10 protein-coding genes and 1 pseudogene are annotated in these 14,069 nt (G+C 70.2%); 2 read left to right on the top strand and 9 right to left on the bottom strand.

Translation table 11 applies throughout. The annotated features are described in order from the left end of the window. Nucleotides 1-59: 59 nt before the first annotated feature. Nucleotides 60-1,355: a homogentisate 1,2-dioxygenase gene (hmgA, locus tag OOZ48_RS07450; RefSeq protein ID WP_269496981.1), complete on the top strand. Its 1,296-nt coding sequence runs from the start codon at nucleotides 60-62 to the stop codon at nucleotides 1,353-1,355. Nucleotides 1,356-1,395: 40 nt separating this feature from the next. On the opposite strand, the gene OOZ48_RS07445 is transcribed toward hmgA, so the two are convergent. After that, nucleotides 1,396-2,808 (bottom strand): FAD-binding oxidoreductase, encoded by a 1,413-nt coding sequence (locus OOZ48_RS07445; protein WP_269496980.1) that lies wholly within the window; start codon nucleotides 2,806-2,808, stop codon nucleotides 1,396-1,398. 171 nt (nucleotides 2,809-2,979) lie between these two features. On the opposite strand from OOZ48_RS07445, the gene OOZ48_RS07440 reads away from it, so the two are divergent. Continuing rightward, entirely contained in the window at nucleotides 2,980-4,368 is a 1,389-nt protein-coding gene (locus tag OOZ48_RS07440; protein ID WP_269496979.1) for a phosphomannomutase/phosphoglucomutase, read from the top strand. Here the strand turns inward: OOZ48_RS07440 and OOZ48_RS18470 are convergent. The 8 genes and pseudogenes from OOZ48_RS18470 to OOZ48_RS07405 form a co-directional block, all read right to left on the bottom strand. Continuing rightward, a complete protein-coding gene (locus tag OOZ48_RS18470; protein WP_332108266.1) occupies nucleotides 4,357-5,478 on the bottom strand; it encodes a glycosyltransferase family 4 protein in 1,122 nt (373 codons plus the stop codon). The genes OOZ48_RS07440 and OOZ48_RS18470 overlap by 12 nt on opposite strands. Before the next feature lie 198 nt (nucleotides 5,479-5,676). Then, nucleotides 5,677-6,702 (bottom strand): annotated as a pseudogene (locus OOZ48_RS18465) (glycosyltransferase); the annotation flags it as partial. Further along, entirely contained in the window at nucleotides 6,689-7,816 is a 1,128-nt protein-coding gene (locus OOZ48_RS07430) for a glycosyltransferase family 4 protein (protein ID WP_269496976.1), read from the bottom strand. The pseudogene OOZ48_RS18465 and the gene OOZ48_RS07430, both read right to left, overlap by 14 nt. Before the next feature lie 3 nt (nucleotides 7,817-7,819). After that, a complete protein-coding gene (locus tag OOZ48_RS07425; RefSeq protein ID WP_269496975.1) occupies nucleotides 7,820-8,992 on the bottom strand; it encodes a glycosyltransferase family 4 protein in 1,173 nt (390 codons plus the stop codon). Next, nucleotides 8,993-10,345 (bottom strand): murein biosynthesis integral membrane protein MurJ, encoded by a 1,353-nt coding sequence (gene murJ, locus OOZ48_RS07420; protein ID WP_269496973.1) that lies wholly within the window; start codon nucleotides 10,343-10,345, stop codon nucleotides 8,993-8,995. A gap of 43 nt (nucleotides 10,346-10,388) precedes the next feature. Then, the gene (locus OOZ48_RS07415; protein WP_269496971.1) at nucleotides 10,389-11,414 is read right to left on the bottom strand and encodes an SDR family oxidoreductase; all 1,026 of its coding nucleotides are present in this window, start codon (nucleotides 11,412-11,414) and stop codon (nucleotides 10,389-10,391) included. Nucleotides 11,415-11,423: 9 nt separating this feature from the next. Continuing rightward, nucleotides 11,424-12,698 carry a Vi polysaccharide biosynthesis UDP-N-acetylglucosamine C-6 dehydrogenase TviB gene (gene tviB, locus OOZ48_RS07410; protein ID WP_269496969.1) on the bottom strand — a complete coding sequence of 425 codons (1,275 nt, stop codon included), beginning with the start codon at nucleotides 12,696-12,698 and terminating at the stop codon, nucleotides 11,424-11,426. A gap of 56 nt (nucleotides 12,699-12,754) precedes the next feature. After that, nucleotides 12,755-13,867, bottom strand: coding sequence for an MraY family glycosyltransferase (locus OOZ48_RS07405; protein WP_269497426.1), 1,113 nt, complete (start codon nucleotides 13,865-13,867; stop codon nucleotides 12,755-12,757). Nucleotides 13,868-14,069 lie beyond the last annotated feature (202 nt).

Below are 14,069 nucleotides of genomic sequence, written 5' to 3'. Positions count from 1 at the left end.
TCTGGACCATTCAGGGTTTAAACTTGAGCTTGTATCGTTAAACGGGACAATGTTACGCCATGAATAACTATCTCAGCGGTTTTGGCAACCACCATGCCACCGAGGCGCTGCCGGGCGCCCTGCCCGAGGGCCGCAACTCGCCCCAGCGCTGCCCCTACGGCCTGTATGCCGAGCAATTGTCCGGCACGGCATTCACCGCGCCGCGCGCCGACAATCGCCGCTCGTGGCTGTATCGCATCCGCCCGGCGGCGGCCCAGCCGGCGTTTTCAAGCTGCGACGCCTTCACGGGCTGGAACCAGGATTACCTGCGCGGCCCGGTCACGCCCAATCGTTTGCGCTGGAATCCGCAACCCCTGCCCGAGGCGCCCACCGATTTCCTGGAAGGCATGCGGACCTGGGCGGGCAACGGCGCCTGGGACCAGCAGGCCGGCGTCGCGATCCACCTGTATGCCGCCAACCGCTCGATGGAGGGCCGCTATTTCTACGACGCCGACGCGGAACTGCTGCTGGTGCCGCAGGCGGGCACGCTGCGCCTGCGCACCGAGCTGGGCGTGCTGGAGGTCGCGCCCTGCGAGATCGCCGTGATCCCGCGCGGCGTGCGCTTCCTCGTCGAACTGCCCGAGGGCTCCGCGCGCGGCTATGCGCTCGAGAACTTCGGCGCGCCGCTGAAGCTGCCGGAACTGGGTCCGATCGGATCGAACGGCCTGGCCCAGGCACGCGACTTCCTGTATCCGGTCGCCCAATACGAAGACCTGGACGGCGAGGCCGAGCTGATCGCGCGCTTCGGCGGCGGATTCTGGCGCACCACGCTGGACCACTCGCCGCTGGACGTCGTGGCCTGGCACGGGACCCATGCACCCTACAAATACGATCTGCGCCGCTTCAACGTGATCGGCTCGATCAGTTTCGACCACCCCGATCCGTGCATCTTCACGGTACTGACCTCGCCCTCCGACACCCCGGGCGTCGCGAATCTGGACCTGGCGATCTTTCCGCCGCGCATCCTGGCGATGGAGAACACCTTCCGGCCGCCCTGGTTCCACCGCAATATCGCCGGCGAGTTCATGGGCCTGATCCAGGGCGCCTACGATGCCAAGGCCGAGGGCTTTGCGCCGGGCAGCGCCAGCCTGCACAACACCATGAGCCCACACGGCCCGGATGCCGACACCTTCGCCAAGGCCAGCGCCGAGGACACCGGCAAGGCGCACTACATCCGCGACACCATGGCCTTCATGTTCGAGACGCGCCGGGCCATCCAGCCGTCCCCCGCGGCCATGGCCAGCCCCACCCTGCAGGCCGATTACGACCAGGCCTGGATGGGCCTGCGCAAGCACTTCGATCCGACGCGCCGCTGACCGTGCCGGCCGGCGTGCCCCCCATGGCGGCGGGCCGGCCTCAGTCCAGGACCTTGCCGGGATTCATGATGCCCTTGGGGTCCAGGGCGTGCTTGATGCGGCGCATCAGGGCGATCTCGACCGGATCCTTGTAGCGCGGCAGGACGTCGCGCTTGAGCTGCCCGACGCCGTGCTCGGCGCTGATCGAGCCGCCCACGGCGTGGACGCTGTCGTGCACCAGTTCGTAGACCGCCGCCTGGCGCGACAATAGATCGTCCTCGGTCCAGCCCTCGCCCCGGGCGACGTTGTAGTGCAGGTTGCCGTCGCCCAGGTGGCCGAAGATCACGTGGCGGATGCCCGGAAAAGCCTGTTGCAGCGCGCGGTTGGTGTCCCGCACGAAGGCGGCCATGCGCGAGACCGGGATCGAGACGTCGTGCTTGATGCTCTTGCCGGATTCTTTCTCGGCCAAAGGGATGCTTTCGCGCAGGTGCCACAGGGCCTTGCTCTGGGCCATGGATTCAGCGATCACCGCGTCCTGCACGAAGCCGGCCTCCAGGGCCTCGCCCACGACGGCCTCGAAGCGCTCGCGCGCATGGGCCTCGCTTTCGCTGTCCGACAGCTCGAGCAGCGCGTACCAGGGCAAGGCGGCCGATTCGCCCTCGAAGGGCAGCCGTTGCTGCGGGAAGCAGCGCACGACGTCCTGCAGGCAGTCGCCCGCCATCAATTCAAAACCCGTCAAGGCGGGGCCCAGGCCGCGCCGCGCCAGGGTCAGCATGGCGACGCCGTCCTCGATCGAGCCCAGGGCCAGCAAGGCGGTGCAATGCGCGACCGGCTGGGGATGGAGCTTGAGGGTGGCGGCGGTGATGATGCCCAGCGTGCCCTCGCTGCCGATGTACAGGTCGCGCAAATCGTAGCCGGTGTTGTCCTTGCGCAATCCGCGCAGGCCATGCCAGATCTCGCCCTCGGCGGTGACGACCTCGAGGCCGAGGGTGAGTTCGCGCATGTTGCCATAGCGCAGCACCTGGGTGCCGCCGGCATTGGTCGCGAGGTTGCCGCCGATCGTGCAGCTGCCCTCGGCCGCCAGGCTGAGGGGAAACAGGCGGCCGGCCTCGCGGGCTGCATCCTGCACCGCCTGCAGGACGCAGCCCGCCTCGACCTCCATCGTGTCGTTGTCCAGGTCCATGGCGCGGATGCGGTTCAGGCGCAGCAGGGACAACACCACGGCCCGCCCCGAGGCGTCGGGAGTGGCGCCGCCGCACAGGCCGGTATTGCCGCCCTGGGGCACGATGGGCGTCCCGCCGTCGGCACACAGCCGCAGCACGGCCGCGACCTCGTCGGTCGAACCGGGACGCACCACGGCCAGGGCCTGGCCGCTATAGCGGTCGCGCCAGTCCGTCAGGTGGGGCGCGGCATCGGCGCCCGTCAACACATGCTGCCCGCCCACGGCAGCGCGCAAGGCATCCAGAAGACTCATGATCCTATGATTCCAGTATTCCTCCCTTCGGAGGCGAACCCGGTCATTGTAAACACCGCGCCCCGCCCGGGCATCCCCGCCCCCGGCGCGGCGCGGGTTTTCCGCAGCCGGGGCGGCCGTCGCCGACATGCGCGATAATCCCGAGGTGATGATCTTGACGGAGCCCGAACCGTGTCCGAACAGCCCGACCTGCCCGATGCCGTCTTCAAGGCCTATGACATCCGGGGCACCGTGCCCGGCCAGCTCGACGAGGGCTTCGCCCGGCGCCTGGGCCTGGCCCTGGCGGCCCAGGCGCGCGCCGAGGGCGTCTGCGCCATGGTGGTCGGCTATGACGGGCGCATCAGCAGCCCCGCCCTGGCCGCGGCGCTGCGCGACGGCCTGCGCGCCGGCGGCATCGACACCATGGACCTGGGCCTCGTGCACACGCCGCTGGTCTATTTCGCCGCCCACCTGCAAGGCAGCGGCTCGGGCGTGGCCGTTACCGGCAGCCACAACCCGCCGGACTACAACGGTTTCAAGCTGATGATGGCGGGCCGCACCCTGCACGGCGAGGGCATCCAGGCACTGGCCGCCGCCATGCGCGCGCCGCAACCCGAGGCGGCCGCGCGCGGCGCCGACGACAGCCAGGACCTGGTCGACACCTACGTCCGCCACATCGCCGGCCACATCCGCCTGGCGCGCGGCATGCGCGTGGCGATCGATTGCGGCAACGGCGTGGGGGCGGTGGCCGCCGCGCGCCTGTACCGCGCCCTGGGCTGCGAGGTCGATGAACTCTACTGCAGCGTCGACGGCCGCTTTCCCAACCACCATCCCGATCCGGCCGATCCGGCGAACCTCCAGGACCTCATCGCACACGTCCAGTCCTCGCCCTGCGAGCTGGGCCTGGCCTTCGACGGCGATGCGGACCGCCTGGGCGTGGTCACCAAGTCCGGCCAGATCATCTGGCCCGACCGCCAGATGATCCTGTTTGCCCGCGACGTGCTGCGCCGCGTGCCGGGCGCGCCCATCCTGTTCGACGTCAAGTGCAGCCGCCACCTCGGCCGGGCCATCACCGAGGCCGGCGGCCAGCCGGTCATGGCACAGACGGGGCATTCCCTGATCAAGGCGAAACTCGCCGAAACCGGTGCGCCGCTGGCCGGTGAAATGAGCGGACACATTTTCTTCAAGGAACGCTGGTTCGGCTTCGACGACGGCCTGTACGCGGGCGCGCGCCTGCTCGAGATCCTCTCGCGCGACCCGGATCCCAGCCGGGTGCTCGAGGCCCTGCCGCAGGGGATTTCCACCCCCGAACTGAAGCTGCCCATGCACGAGGGCGAACCGCAGCGCTTCATCGAGCGCCTGCGCGGCGAGGGCCGATTCCCCGGCGCCGAACGCCTGGTGACCATCGACGGCGTGCGTGCGGAATACGCCGACGGTTTCGGCCTGGCACGGGCCTCGAACACCACGCCGGTGGTGGTGCTGCGCTTCGAGGGCGACACGCCCGAGGCGCTGGCCCGCATCCAGGACGAATTCCGCGCCGCCTTCGGCGCGCTGGCGCCCGGCCTCGCCCTACCCTTCTGAAGCGCCCAACAGGGTCCGGTAGACGTCCAGGTGTGCCTGGACGATCGACCGGATCCCGAAATCGCGCTCGGCCAGCGCCCGACCCGCGGCCCCCATGCGCAGGCGCGCATCCTCGTCGGCGGCCAGTGCGATCACCGCGTCGGCCAATGCGCGCGCATCGCGCGGCGGCACGAGCACGCCGCTGACACCCGGATCGATCGCATCGCGGCAGCCGGGGACGTCCGTGGTGACCACCGGCCGGCCGCAAGCGGCGGCCTCGATCAGGGACTTGGGCAGGCCCTCGCGGTAGGATGGCAACACCACCAGATGGGCCGCCGCGTACAGGGCGGCGACGTCGGCGGACTCGCCCACGTATTCGATCGTCCCCGCGCGCACCCAGGCCTCGAGTTCCGCCTCGGTGACCGAGGCCGGATTGCCGGGGTCGGGGCTGCCCGCCAGCACCCAGCGCAGGCCCGCGGCCCGGGCGGTGGCCAATCCCGCCGCCTCGACGAATTCCATGACCCCCTTGTCGCGCAGCAGGCGCGCGGCCATGACGACCGTGATGGGCCCGGGCGGCAAGGGCTGCGGCGCGTAGTGCTGCAGGTCGACGCCCGACCCGCGGACCATGACCGCCTGGGCCGGCCGCACGGCGCGCGCGGCAAGCAGCAGATCGCGGTCGGCGGCATTCTGGAAGATAACCCGGCTGTTGCGATGGCCCAGAGCCAGCCGATAGAGCCACAAGGCGCCCTGGCGCAGCGGATCGAAGCCGCCGCCGCGCAGGAACACATAGCCCAGCCCCGAGACCGCCGCCACATAGGCCGGCACCCGGGCCAGGCGGCAAGCGATGCCGCCGTAGAGCACCGCCTTGATGGTGACGGCGTGCACCAGGTCGGGGCGCAGGCGACGCAACAACTGCAGGCAGGCGAGCAGGCTGCGCGCCTCGACCCACGGATTGGTGCCGCTGCGCGAGAGCGGGACCGCATGGTGGCGCAGGCCGTGGGCCACGATGTCGGCAACGGCCGGGCCGTCCGGCGTCGCCACGTGCACCTCCATGCCCGCATCGCGCGCCGCCAGCGCGAGCGGCAGCCGATGCGACATCAGGAAGGCCGGGTTGTTGACGAAGAACAGCACGCGCCGGGGCCGCCGGACGGCCGGGACCGCGCTCGCCGCTCGCCCGGCCCGGGGCGTCGGGAAATCCTGCGCGAGGCGGCGCCAGATCGTCGCATAGCGCTGCGTCATGGCCCGCAGGCTGTAGCGCGCAGCCACGGATTCGCGCGCCGCCCGCAGCCGCTGGGCGGCATCCGGTGCGCGCACGGCCGCAATGGCCTGCTCGATCGCGCCGGCCAAAGCGACCGGATCGTGGGGCGGCACGACCCAGCCGTGTTCGCCCACGATCAGCGCCGCATCGCCGACATCCGTCACTGCGCAGGCCGCGCCGCTGGCCATGGCCTCGCACACCACGTTGGGAAAGCCTTCGGCGCGGCTCGAGAGCACGTGCACGTCCAGGGCGCGCATCAGGCGCGGCACGTCGTCGCGGCGCCCGAGAAAAATCAGGTGATCCAGCAGCCCGTAGTGCCGCGCCAGGGCCATCATCGGCGCATTGTCGCGCGACATGCCCAGCCCGGCCAGCACGCAGCGCAGGTCCGGGTGGCGCCGCACGCACAGGGCCAGCGCAGCGAACAGGTTGGCGTGGTCCTTCAGGGGATTCCAGCGGGCCATGCTGCCCAGCAGCGGCGCGCCCTGCGGCAGTCCCCATTCGGCGCGCAGGCGCGCGCGGTCGGCGGCGTCGGGATGCCAGGCCTCGAGGTCGTAGCCGTTGGGCGCGACCAGCATCCGGTCGGCGCGATACCCCCATCCGACATGCACCTCGGCGGCTTTTCGGGCGCAGGCGACGATCACCGCCGGCACCCAGCCCGAGACGCGCGCGCACAGCCAGGCCGTGGCCCGCGACGAGCGGCTGCTGCGACCCAGGTCGACGCCGGAATTGCGGATGCCCCAGGCCACGGCGCGTATGCCGGACAGGCGCGCCGCCAGCCCGCCGACGAGGTCCGCATGGTACATCCAGGTCTGCACCACGTCGGGCTTTTGTTGCTGCAGGATGCGCAACAGGCGCAGCAGGCCGCGCACGGTGCCCACCGCCCCCTGCATGTCCAGCGTGATCACCTCGACGCCCGCCTCGCGCAGCCGCGGCCCGAACACGCCCTCGCCGCGCATCGAGATGACGGTGTGGCGGATGCCCGGCTCGGGCGCCGTCGCCAGGCGATGCAGCACGGTCTCGGCACCGCCATGCAGCAGGCCGGAAATGATGTGCGCCACGTGCAGCGACGCGGTGTCCTGCGGATCAATCGGGTTCATGGTCATGGCCCTCCGGGCCGTTGCGGGCATCCGTCCACGCGGCGTCCCATCGCCCAAGGATGCTGTCCAGGCCATAGCGCGCACGCACCGAGGCGGCGGCGCGGCGGCCCTGTTCCTCGCGCCATTGTGGCGTCGCCGACATCAGCTGGTCCAGTGCCGCCGCCAGCGCCGCGTCGTCGCCGGCGGGCACCAGCGCGGCGTCGCGGCCGTCGCGGCTCAATTCGCGCGGGCCGCTGGGGCAATCGGCGGCCACGCACGGCAGCCCCAGCGCCATGGCCTCGAGCATGGCATTGGGAAAACCCTCGACCGCGGAGGACAGCACGAAGCCGTGCGCGCCCAGCAGCTCGCGCCACGGCGTTTCGCTGCGGCCCGGCAGCAGGATGCGCCCCTCGAGGCCGAGTTCGGCCACGCGGCGCAGGCAGGCCTCGCGCCGCGGCCCGTCGCCCCAGATCACCAGGTCCCAATCCGGATGCCGCGGCGCCAGTCCGGCAAAGACTTCGACCAAGGCCTCGAAGCGCTTGACCGGATTGAAGCGGCCCAGCGCCGCCAGGCGATGGCGTCCGCCCGGCTCGCCGTCGCGCGCCGCCGGCAGGCCGTCCGGCAGCGGATTGGGGATGGCGGACAGGCGGCGCGTCCCGGGCGCGGCCCGCATCAACGGCGGCATGCTGCGCCGGGTCTGGACCACCACGCGGTGGGCCCAGGGATAGGTCCAGCGCCGCAGCCAGCGCAGCACAGGCTCCAGGTTGACGCTATGGCCCGGATCGGTGCGCTCGGACACCACCACCGGCAGGCCCAGTCCGCGCGTCGCGAGCAAGGCAGTGACATTCACATTGGTGAGGAAGGACAGCACCCGGTCGGGCGCCGCCTCGCGCGCCAGGGCGCGCAGCGCCGGCAACTTGGCCAGGGGCCGCCACCAGCGCGGGCCGCGGAGCCGGTCGGCCAGCCACAGCAGGCGCACGCCCTCGTCCAGCGCATAGGCGCAGGTTCCCCGCCCCGAATAGCAGCACACCAGCGTGACCTCGTCCCCCCGCCGCGCCCAGGCATTGGCCAGGGTCGCCGCGACGCGCTCGGCGCCGCCGCCATGCATGGAACTGACCAGGAACAGAATGCGCATCGTTCAGGCCTCGCCGGCGTCGGACGCGTCCCCGCGGGCGCCGGCCGGCGCCCCGACCCGGCGTCCCTGGAAGACCAGCGCCCACATGGCCATGATGCGCGGCACACCGAAGCGGTCGCGCACGTCCACGGCCCGGCTGGCATGGCGCCGGCGCTCTTCGGGACGGGCCATGAACTCGGACAGCCAGGCCGCCAGCGCCTCGGGGTCGCCCGCCGGGCGCACCAGCACCCCGTCGATGCCGTCGCGGATGATCTCGCGCGGGCCGGTGTCGCAATCGAAGGCCACGCACGGCAGGCCGCAGGCCATGGCCTCGAGCAGGGTGTTCGACAGACCCTCTGTGCGCGAGCTGAGGACGTACAGATCCGAGGCCTCGTACCACTGCGTCATATTGCCCACACGGCCCGGCAGGGACACGCGCCCGGCCAGGCCGGCCTCGTCCACCGCGCGCTGCAAGGCGCCGCGCTGCGCGCCCTCGCCGAGGATCACCAGGTCCCAATCCGGAAACAAGGGCGCAATATGCGCAAAGGCCGCCAGCAGGATGTCGAAGCCCTTGACGGGATGCAGCCGGCCGACGGCCAGCAAGCGGCGGCGACCCGGCCGCAGGGGCGGCTCGATCGCGGGTTCGCCATCCGCCAGGGGCCAGCGCACGGCGTTGGGGATCACCTGGGCCTGCACCCCGGGAATCGCCTCGTCCAGCCATTGGGCGGTGCCCTGCGTGAGGGCGACGACGGCATCGGCCCGCGGGTAGGCCCAGCGGCGCAGGCGCTGCCAGGCGCGCGGCAGCCGCTGGATCGGCGGATGGGTGTGTTCGGTGGCGATCACGCGGCACGGCAGGCGCCAGGCGGCCAGCACGGACAGCACCGAGGCCTTGGTCATCATGCCCAGCACGACGCCGGGCCGCCCCTCGCGGATCAGGCGGCGCAAGGCCCACAGGCGGCGCCCATTGCCCCACATCGCCCGCAGACCGCCGCCGCCGTGCGCATCCAGTCCAAGCGCATGGCGGCGCACGCCCGCGGGCAGCGCGTAGGCGTCCTCGGCATCCGTGGTCTGCGTCACCACCGTGACCCGGCATCCCTGGCCCAGCCAGTAGGCCGCCAGGTCGGCGGCGACGCGCTCGGCGCCGCCGCCGCGCAAGGAATGGATCACGATCATCAGATGGGCCTGGGTGCTGCTCATTCAGGCATTCCCTCCGGAGGTTTCCGCCGGGCGCCGCAGCGCCAGGCACAGGTAGCACGCATAGGACGAGGCATACATCAGGGCCGTGGCCAGCATGATGCCCGAGGGCCCCATGATCGGTGCCAGCACGTGGTTCATGGCGGCCTTGACGAGGAAATTCAGCACCGCGATCGTGGCCATCAGACCATAGCGGTTCTGGCTGGCCAGCAGTTGGACGAGAATCAGCACGCCAAAATAAAAGGGCAACTGCAGCAGGCCCCAGCGCAGCACCTCGGCCACCACCTGGGTGTCGTGCGCGGTAAAGGCGCCGCGCTCGAACAGCAGGCCCACGCCCCAGGGCGCGAGCCACCAGCCCGCCAGCACCACCAGGGCGCCCACGGCCAGCATCCCGCCCGACCAGCGCAAGGCCATGCGCCGCGCATGTGCGGGATCGCCCCGCCCCTGGATGTCGGCCAGGACCGGCAGCGCGGCGCGCCCCACCGAGGCCGCGCCGATGCCCAGCACCAGCGACAGCAGGCGCGTGGCGTAGCCCAGGATCGCGTTGGCGTTGTCGCCCAGCCGGGCCGCGGTGTACTGGTCGATCGGCCCGACCAGACTCATGGCCAGCTGGCCCACCAGCATGATGCCGGCGGCGGCTGCCAGCGTCGACCACTGCGGCGCCTGGCGGCCCAGCAGCGCCCCGCCGGGATGGCCGTCCGCCCGGGCCGCGAAGGCGGCCAGCAGGATCGCCTGCAGGGCATAGCCGACCAATGTCCCCCACAACAGGGGCCAGAGGCCGCCCGCGGGCGAGGCCAGGACCCAGACCAGGATCACCAGGGCCGGCATGCTGTCGAGCAGCGTATTGACGTGGCGTTCGTGGGCGCGCAGGCGCGCGGCGCTCAGGCCGGTCCATATCGTGAACAAGGCCGCCGGCGCGAAACCCAGGATCAGCAGCGTGCTCATCTCGCGCACCGGCCCGCTCAGCCCGCCGCCGACCCAAGGGACCACTGCCGGCCAGACCGCCAGCAACACGAGGGCGACCGCCGCGCCCAGCACCAGCGCGACGCCCTGCAGTTCGCGCAGGAACCGGCCGTGCGCCGCACCCGGCAGGCGGCGGCTGCGCACCAGCGCCGGAATCAGGACGACCGAACAGGCGCCCACCAGGGTAACCGGCAGCCAGTTGGCCAGGGTCAGCGTGAATTGATAGGCGTCGACGACGTCGCTCACCCCATAGCGGTAGGCCACCGCCATTTCCTTGAAGGCGCCCACCACCTTGCCCAGCAGCAGGAAGAACGCGACGCGCGCCGCCCCCAGGGCAATGCGGCGATGATCCGCGTGCAGGCCGGCCAGCCTGCGCCTCAGGCCCCCGACCATGCGCGCCTCATGCGGCCCTGCATCCCGGCGACGCGCGTCCCGGTCAACGCAGGAACTGGGTATACCAGGGCATCGCGACCTCGAGTCCCTGGAGGATGTCGTGGGTGGGCGCGTAGCCCAGCAACCGGCCGGCCTTGGCGATGTCCGCCTGTGAATGGCGGACGTCGCCGGGACGGAAATCGACGTGCCGGGGGGCGCGCGCGTAGCTGACGCCGTTGCGTCCCAAGGTCTCGCGCAGATGCTCGAAGAGCTGGTTGAGCGTAGTGCGCGCGTTGTAGGCGACGTTGTAGACCTGGTTGACCCCTTCGGGCGGCGCGCACGCGGCCAGCAGGTTGGCCTGCACGACATTGTCGACGAAGCAGAAATCGCGGCTGGTCTCGCCATCTCCGTTGATGGTCACGTCCTCCTGGCGGATCATGGCCGACACCCACTTGGGAATGACCGCCGCATAGGCGCCGTCCGGATCCTGACGGCGGCCGAAGACGTTGAAATAGCGCAGTCCGACGGTGCCGAAGCCGTAGGCGCGGGCGAATACGTCCGCATAGAGTTCATTGACGTACTTGGTGACCGCGTAGGGCGACAGCGGCTTGCCGATGCGGTCCTCGACCTTGGGCAGGCCCGGATGGTCGCCGTAGGTCGAGCTGGAGGCGGCATAGACGAAGGATTTCACCGCCTCGTCGCGCGCGGCGACCAGCATGTTCAGCTGCCCGCCCACGTTGACGGCGTTGCTGGTGATCGGATCCTTGAGCGAACGCGGCACCGAGCCCAGCGCCGCCTGATGCAGGACGTGCTCGACGCCGCGCACCGCCTCGCGGCAGGTGTCCAGGTCGCGGATGTCGCCTTCGATGAAGCGGAACCGCGCCCAGCGCGCGGGTGTCACCAGGCGCTGGACCTCGTCGAGATTGCGCCGGTAGCCGGTCGAGAAATTGTCCAGTCCCACGACCGTCTGGTCCAGATCCAGCAGCGTTTCGAGCAGGTTCGAGCCGATGAAGCCGGCGCAGCCGGTGACCAGCCAGGCACGGGGCCGGGACCGCAGGGCCGCGCACACTTCCTGGTAGCGGGGATTCATGGCGGACTCCTAGAGACGCAGATCGGATTCGTCGGCGCGCAGCACGTACTTCAGATCGTAGAGCACGTGCTCGGGCTTGCCCAGGGCGCGCAGGGCGGCGGCGCCCATCTCGACGAACTCGCGATGGGCGACGGCGATGACGATGCCGTCATAGCCGCCCCTCTCGGGCTGGGCGACCGGCCGGATGCCGTATTCGTGGAAAGCCTCGTCGGCATCGACCCAGGGATCATGGACGTCGACGTGGATGCTGTATTCGGAGAGCTCGCGCACAATGTCCACCACCCGCGTATTGCGCAGGTCCGGACAGTTTTCCTTGAAGGTGAGGCCCATCACCAATACCCGCGAGCCCTGCACCTGGATGCATTGCTTGGTCATCGCCTTGACCAGTTGCGCGACCACGTAGCCGCCCATCGAGTCGTTCAAGCGGCGCCCGGCCAGGATGATCTCGGGGTGATAGCCGATCGACTGGGCCTTGTGGGTGAGGTAGTACGGGTCCACCCCGATGCAGTGGCCGCCGACCAGGCCGGGCCGGAAGGGCAGGAAATTCCATTTGGTGCCGGCCGCCTCGAGCACGTCCAGGGTATCGATCCCCAGGCGGTTGAAGATCAGCGCCAGCTCGTTGATCAGCGCGATGTTGACGTCGCGCTGGGTGTTCTCGATCACCTTGGCCGCCTCGGCGACCTTGATCGACGAGGCCTTGTGAGTCCCGGCGACGATGATCTGGCGATAGATCGCGTCGACCAGTTCCGCGACCTCGGGCGTCGAGCCCGCGGTGACCTTGCGGATCGTCGAGACCCGGTGCGTCTTGTCGCCCGGATTGATGCGCTCGGGGCTGTAGCCGGCGTAGAAGTCCTGGTTGAAGACCAGGCCCGAGATCCGCTCGAGCACCGGCACGCAGACCTCCTCGGTCGCGCCCGGATAGACGGTGGATTCATAGATCACGATGTCGCCGCGCTTGAGGACGCGGCCGATGGTCTCGCTCGCGCGCTCGAGCGGGGTCAGATCCGGCTGCTTGTACTGGTCGATGGGCGTGGGCACCGTGACGATGAAGACGTTGGCTGCGGCGAGTTCGGTCGGCACGTGGCTGAAACGCAGATGCTTGGCCTCGGCGAGTTCCTCGCCGGACACCTCGAGGGTGTGGTCCGTCCCCGCGCGCAATTCCTCGATGCGGCGCGCGTTGATGTCGAAGCCCAGCACCTCGCGCTGCTTGCCGAATTCGACCGCCAGGGGCAGGCCCACGTAGCCCAGGCCCACGACCGCCAGCTTTACGTCCTGAATGTCCAAGATTTTCTCCGTTACCGAGATGATGTGTCCTAGATTTTACTAATGGCGGGCGTCTTTTACTTTTGGCGGCCGCCGCGCCCCAGCGAAGGCAGCAGCAGCCAGCGCGGGCGCCGCCAGGACACCAGGCGTGAATACAGCCAGATGTAGGCGCCGGCAAAGGCCAGCATGCTGGCGCACAGCATCCAGGGATCGTCCCACCAGATCGTGGCCGGGACCAGCCCGATCAACGCCAGGACCCACAGATAGGGCGAGGTCATGGCATTGCACAGGGCGGGCACCGCGTGGCGGCGATCGCGGCTGAAGGTGACGCGCACCAGCCGCCGGAAGACCAGCTGGTGCAGATGCAGGGCATCCGGCTGGTCGACGGGGACGCCGCGCTTGAAACGGCGCCGCCAGATCGAGAACAAGGTCTCGAACACCGGATAGAACAATACCGCCAGCGCATAGAAAGGCGACACGCTGGGGTTGCGCACCACGAGCTGCACCGCCAGCTCGGCCAGCATGAACCCCAGGAAGTAGGCGCCGCCGTCGCCGAGGAAGACCCGTCCGAACGGAAAATTCCAGACCAGGAAACCCAAGGTGGCCGAGGCCAGGGCCGCGGCGATCAGGAAGATCGGGATGTCCTGGACCTGCAGCGCCACCAGCGCCAGCGACACCGCCATCAGGGTCGCGATCATGCCGGCCAGGCCGTTCATGCCGTCGACGATGTTGAGGGCATGCGTGCAGCCGCCCACCGCCACCATCGTAAAGACCAGGGAAACGGGCCACACCGCCAGGGCGGCGTCCGCCCAGGACCAGCCCACGCGCGAGACCCCGCCCAGCAGCCACCAGGCGATGGCGGCCGACACGAAGGCGGCGATGAGGCGCTTGCCCGAGCCGACGTCCTTGGTGATGTCCTCGAGCAAGCCGGCCACGAAGACCGGCATGGCGGCGATGAACAACACCGGCCACAGCCAGGTCAGCGTCATGTTGCTGGGGCCGAGCACCAGCAAGCCCGCCAGACTGCCGGCCACCACCGCCAGGCCGCCCACGCGCGGCGCGGCGCGCGCATGCATGGCCTGCGGCTTGTGCATGTCGGTGTCGCCCGTCAGCCGGCCGTGCCAACGCTCGGAGGCCACGATCAGCCCGCCGACCAGGAAAGCCACGATACAGATGACCGGCCAGGTCAGTGTCTCCGACAGGTTGGGAACATTCACGGCAAAACCAGGAAAAAAGGTCAAAAGGCATTATGGGCCGAGGGTGCCGACCGTGTCCTCGAACAACGGATACAAATGCAACAAACCGCTGCCCCCTCAGCGCGTCGCTATCTTACGCCGCAGCGCGAATAACTCAAGCCGGCCCTTCTGCAAGGAACAGGTTTCCGGGGCGCGG

Source organism: Castellaniella sp. S9, assembly GCF_027257175.1.
Classification (GTDB): Bacteria; Pseudomonadota; Gammaproteobacteria; order Burkholderiales; family Burkholderiaceae_B; genus Castellaniella.
The sequence above is the reverse complement of the archived record's forward strand: the minus strand, read 5'-3'. Positions and strand labels throughout refer to the sequence as shown.

Excerpts from the sequence above, each read along its gene's own strand:
- hmgA (WP_269496981.1), top strand. The coding sequence starts at position 60 with ATGAATAACTATCTCAGCGGTTTTGGCAACCACCATGCCACCGAGGCG.
- OOZ48_RS07445 (WP_269496980.1), bottom strand. The coding sequence starts at position 2,808 with ATGAGTCTTCTGGATGCCTTGCGCGCTGCCGTGGGCGGGCAGCATGTG.
- OOZ48_RS07430 (WP_269496976.1), bottom strand. The coding sequence starts at position 7,816 with ATGCGCATTCTGTTCCTGGTCAGTTCCATGCATGGCGGCGGCGCCGAG.
- OOZ48_RS07425 (WP_269496975.1), bottom strand. The coding sequence starts at position 8,992 with ATGAGCAGCACCCAGGCCCATCTGATGATCGTGATCCATTCCTTGCGC.
- murJ (WP_269496973.1), bottom strand. The coding sequence starts at position 10,345 with ATGGTCGGGGGCCTGAGGCGCAGGCTGGCCGGCCTGCACGCGGATCAT.
- OOZ48_RS07415 (WP_269496971.1), bottom strand. The coding sequence starts at position 11,414 with ATGAATCCCCGCTACCAGGAAGTGTGCGCGGCCCTGCGGTCCCGGCCC.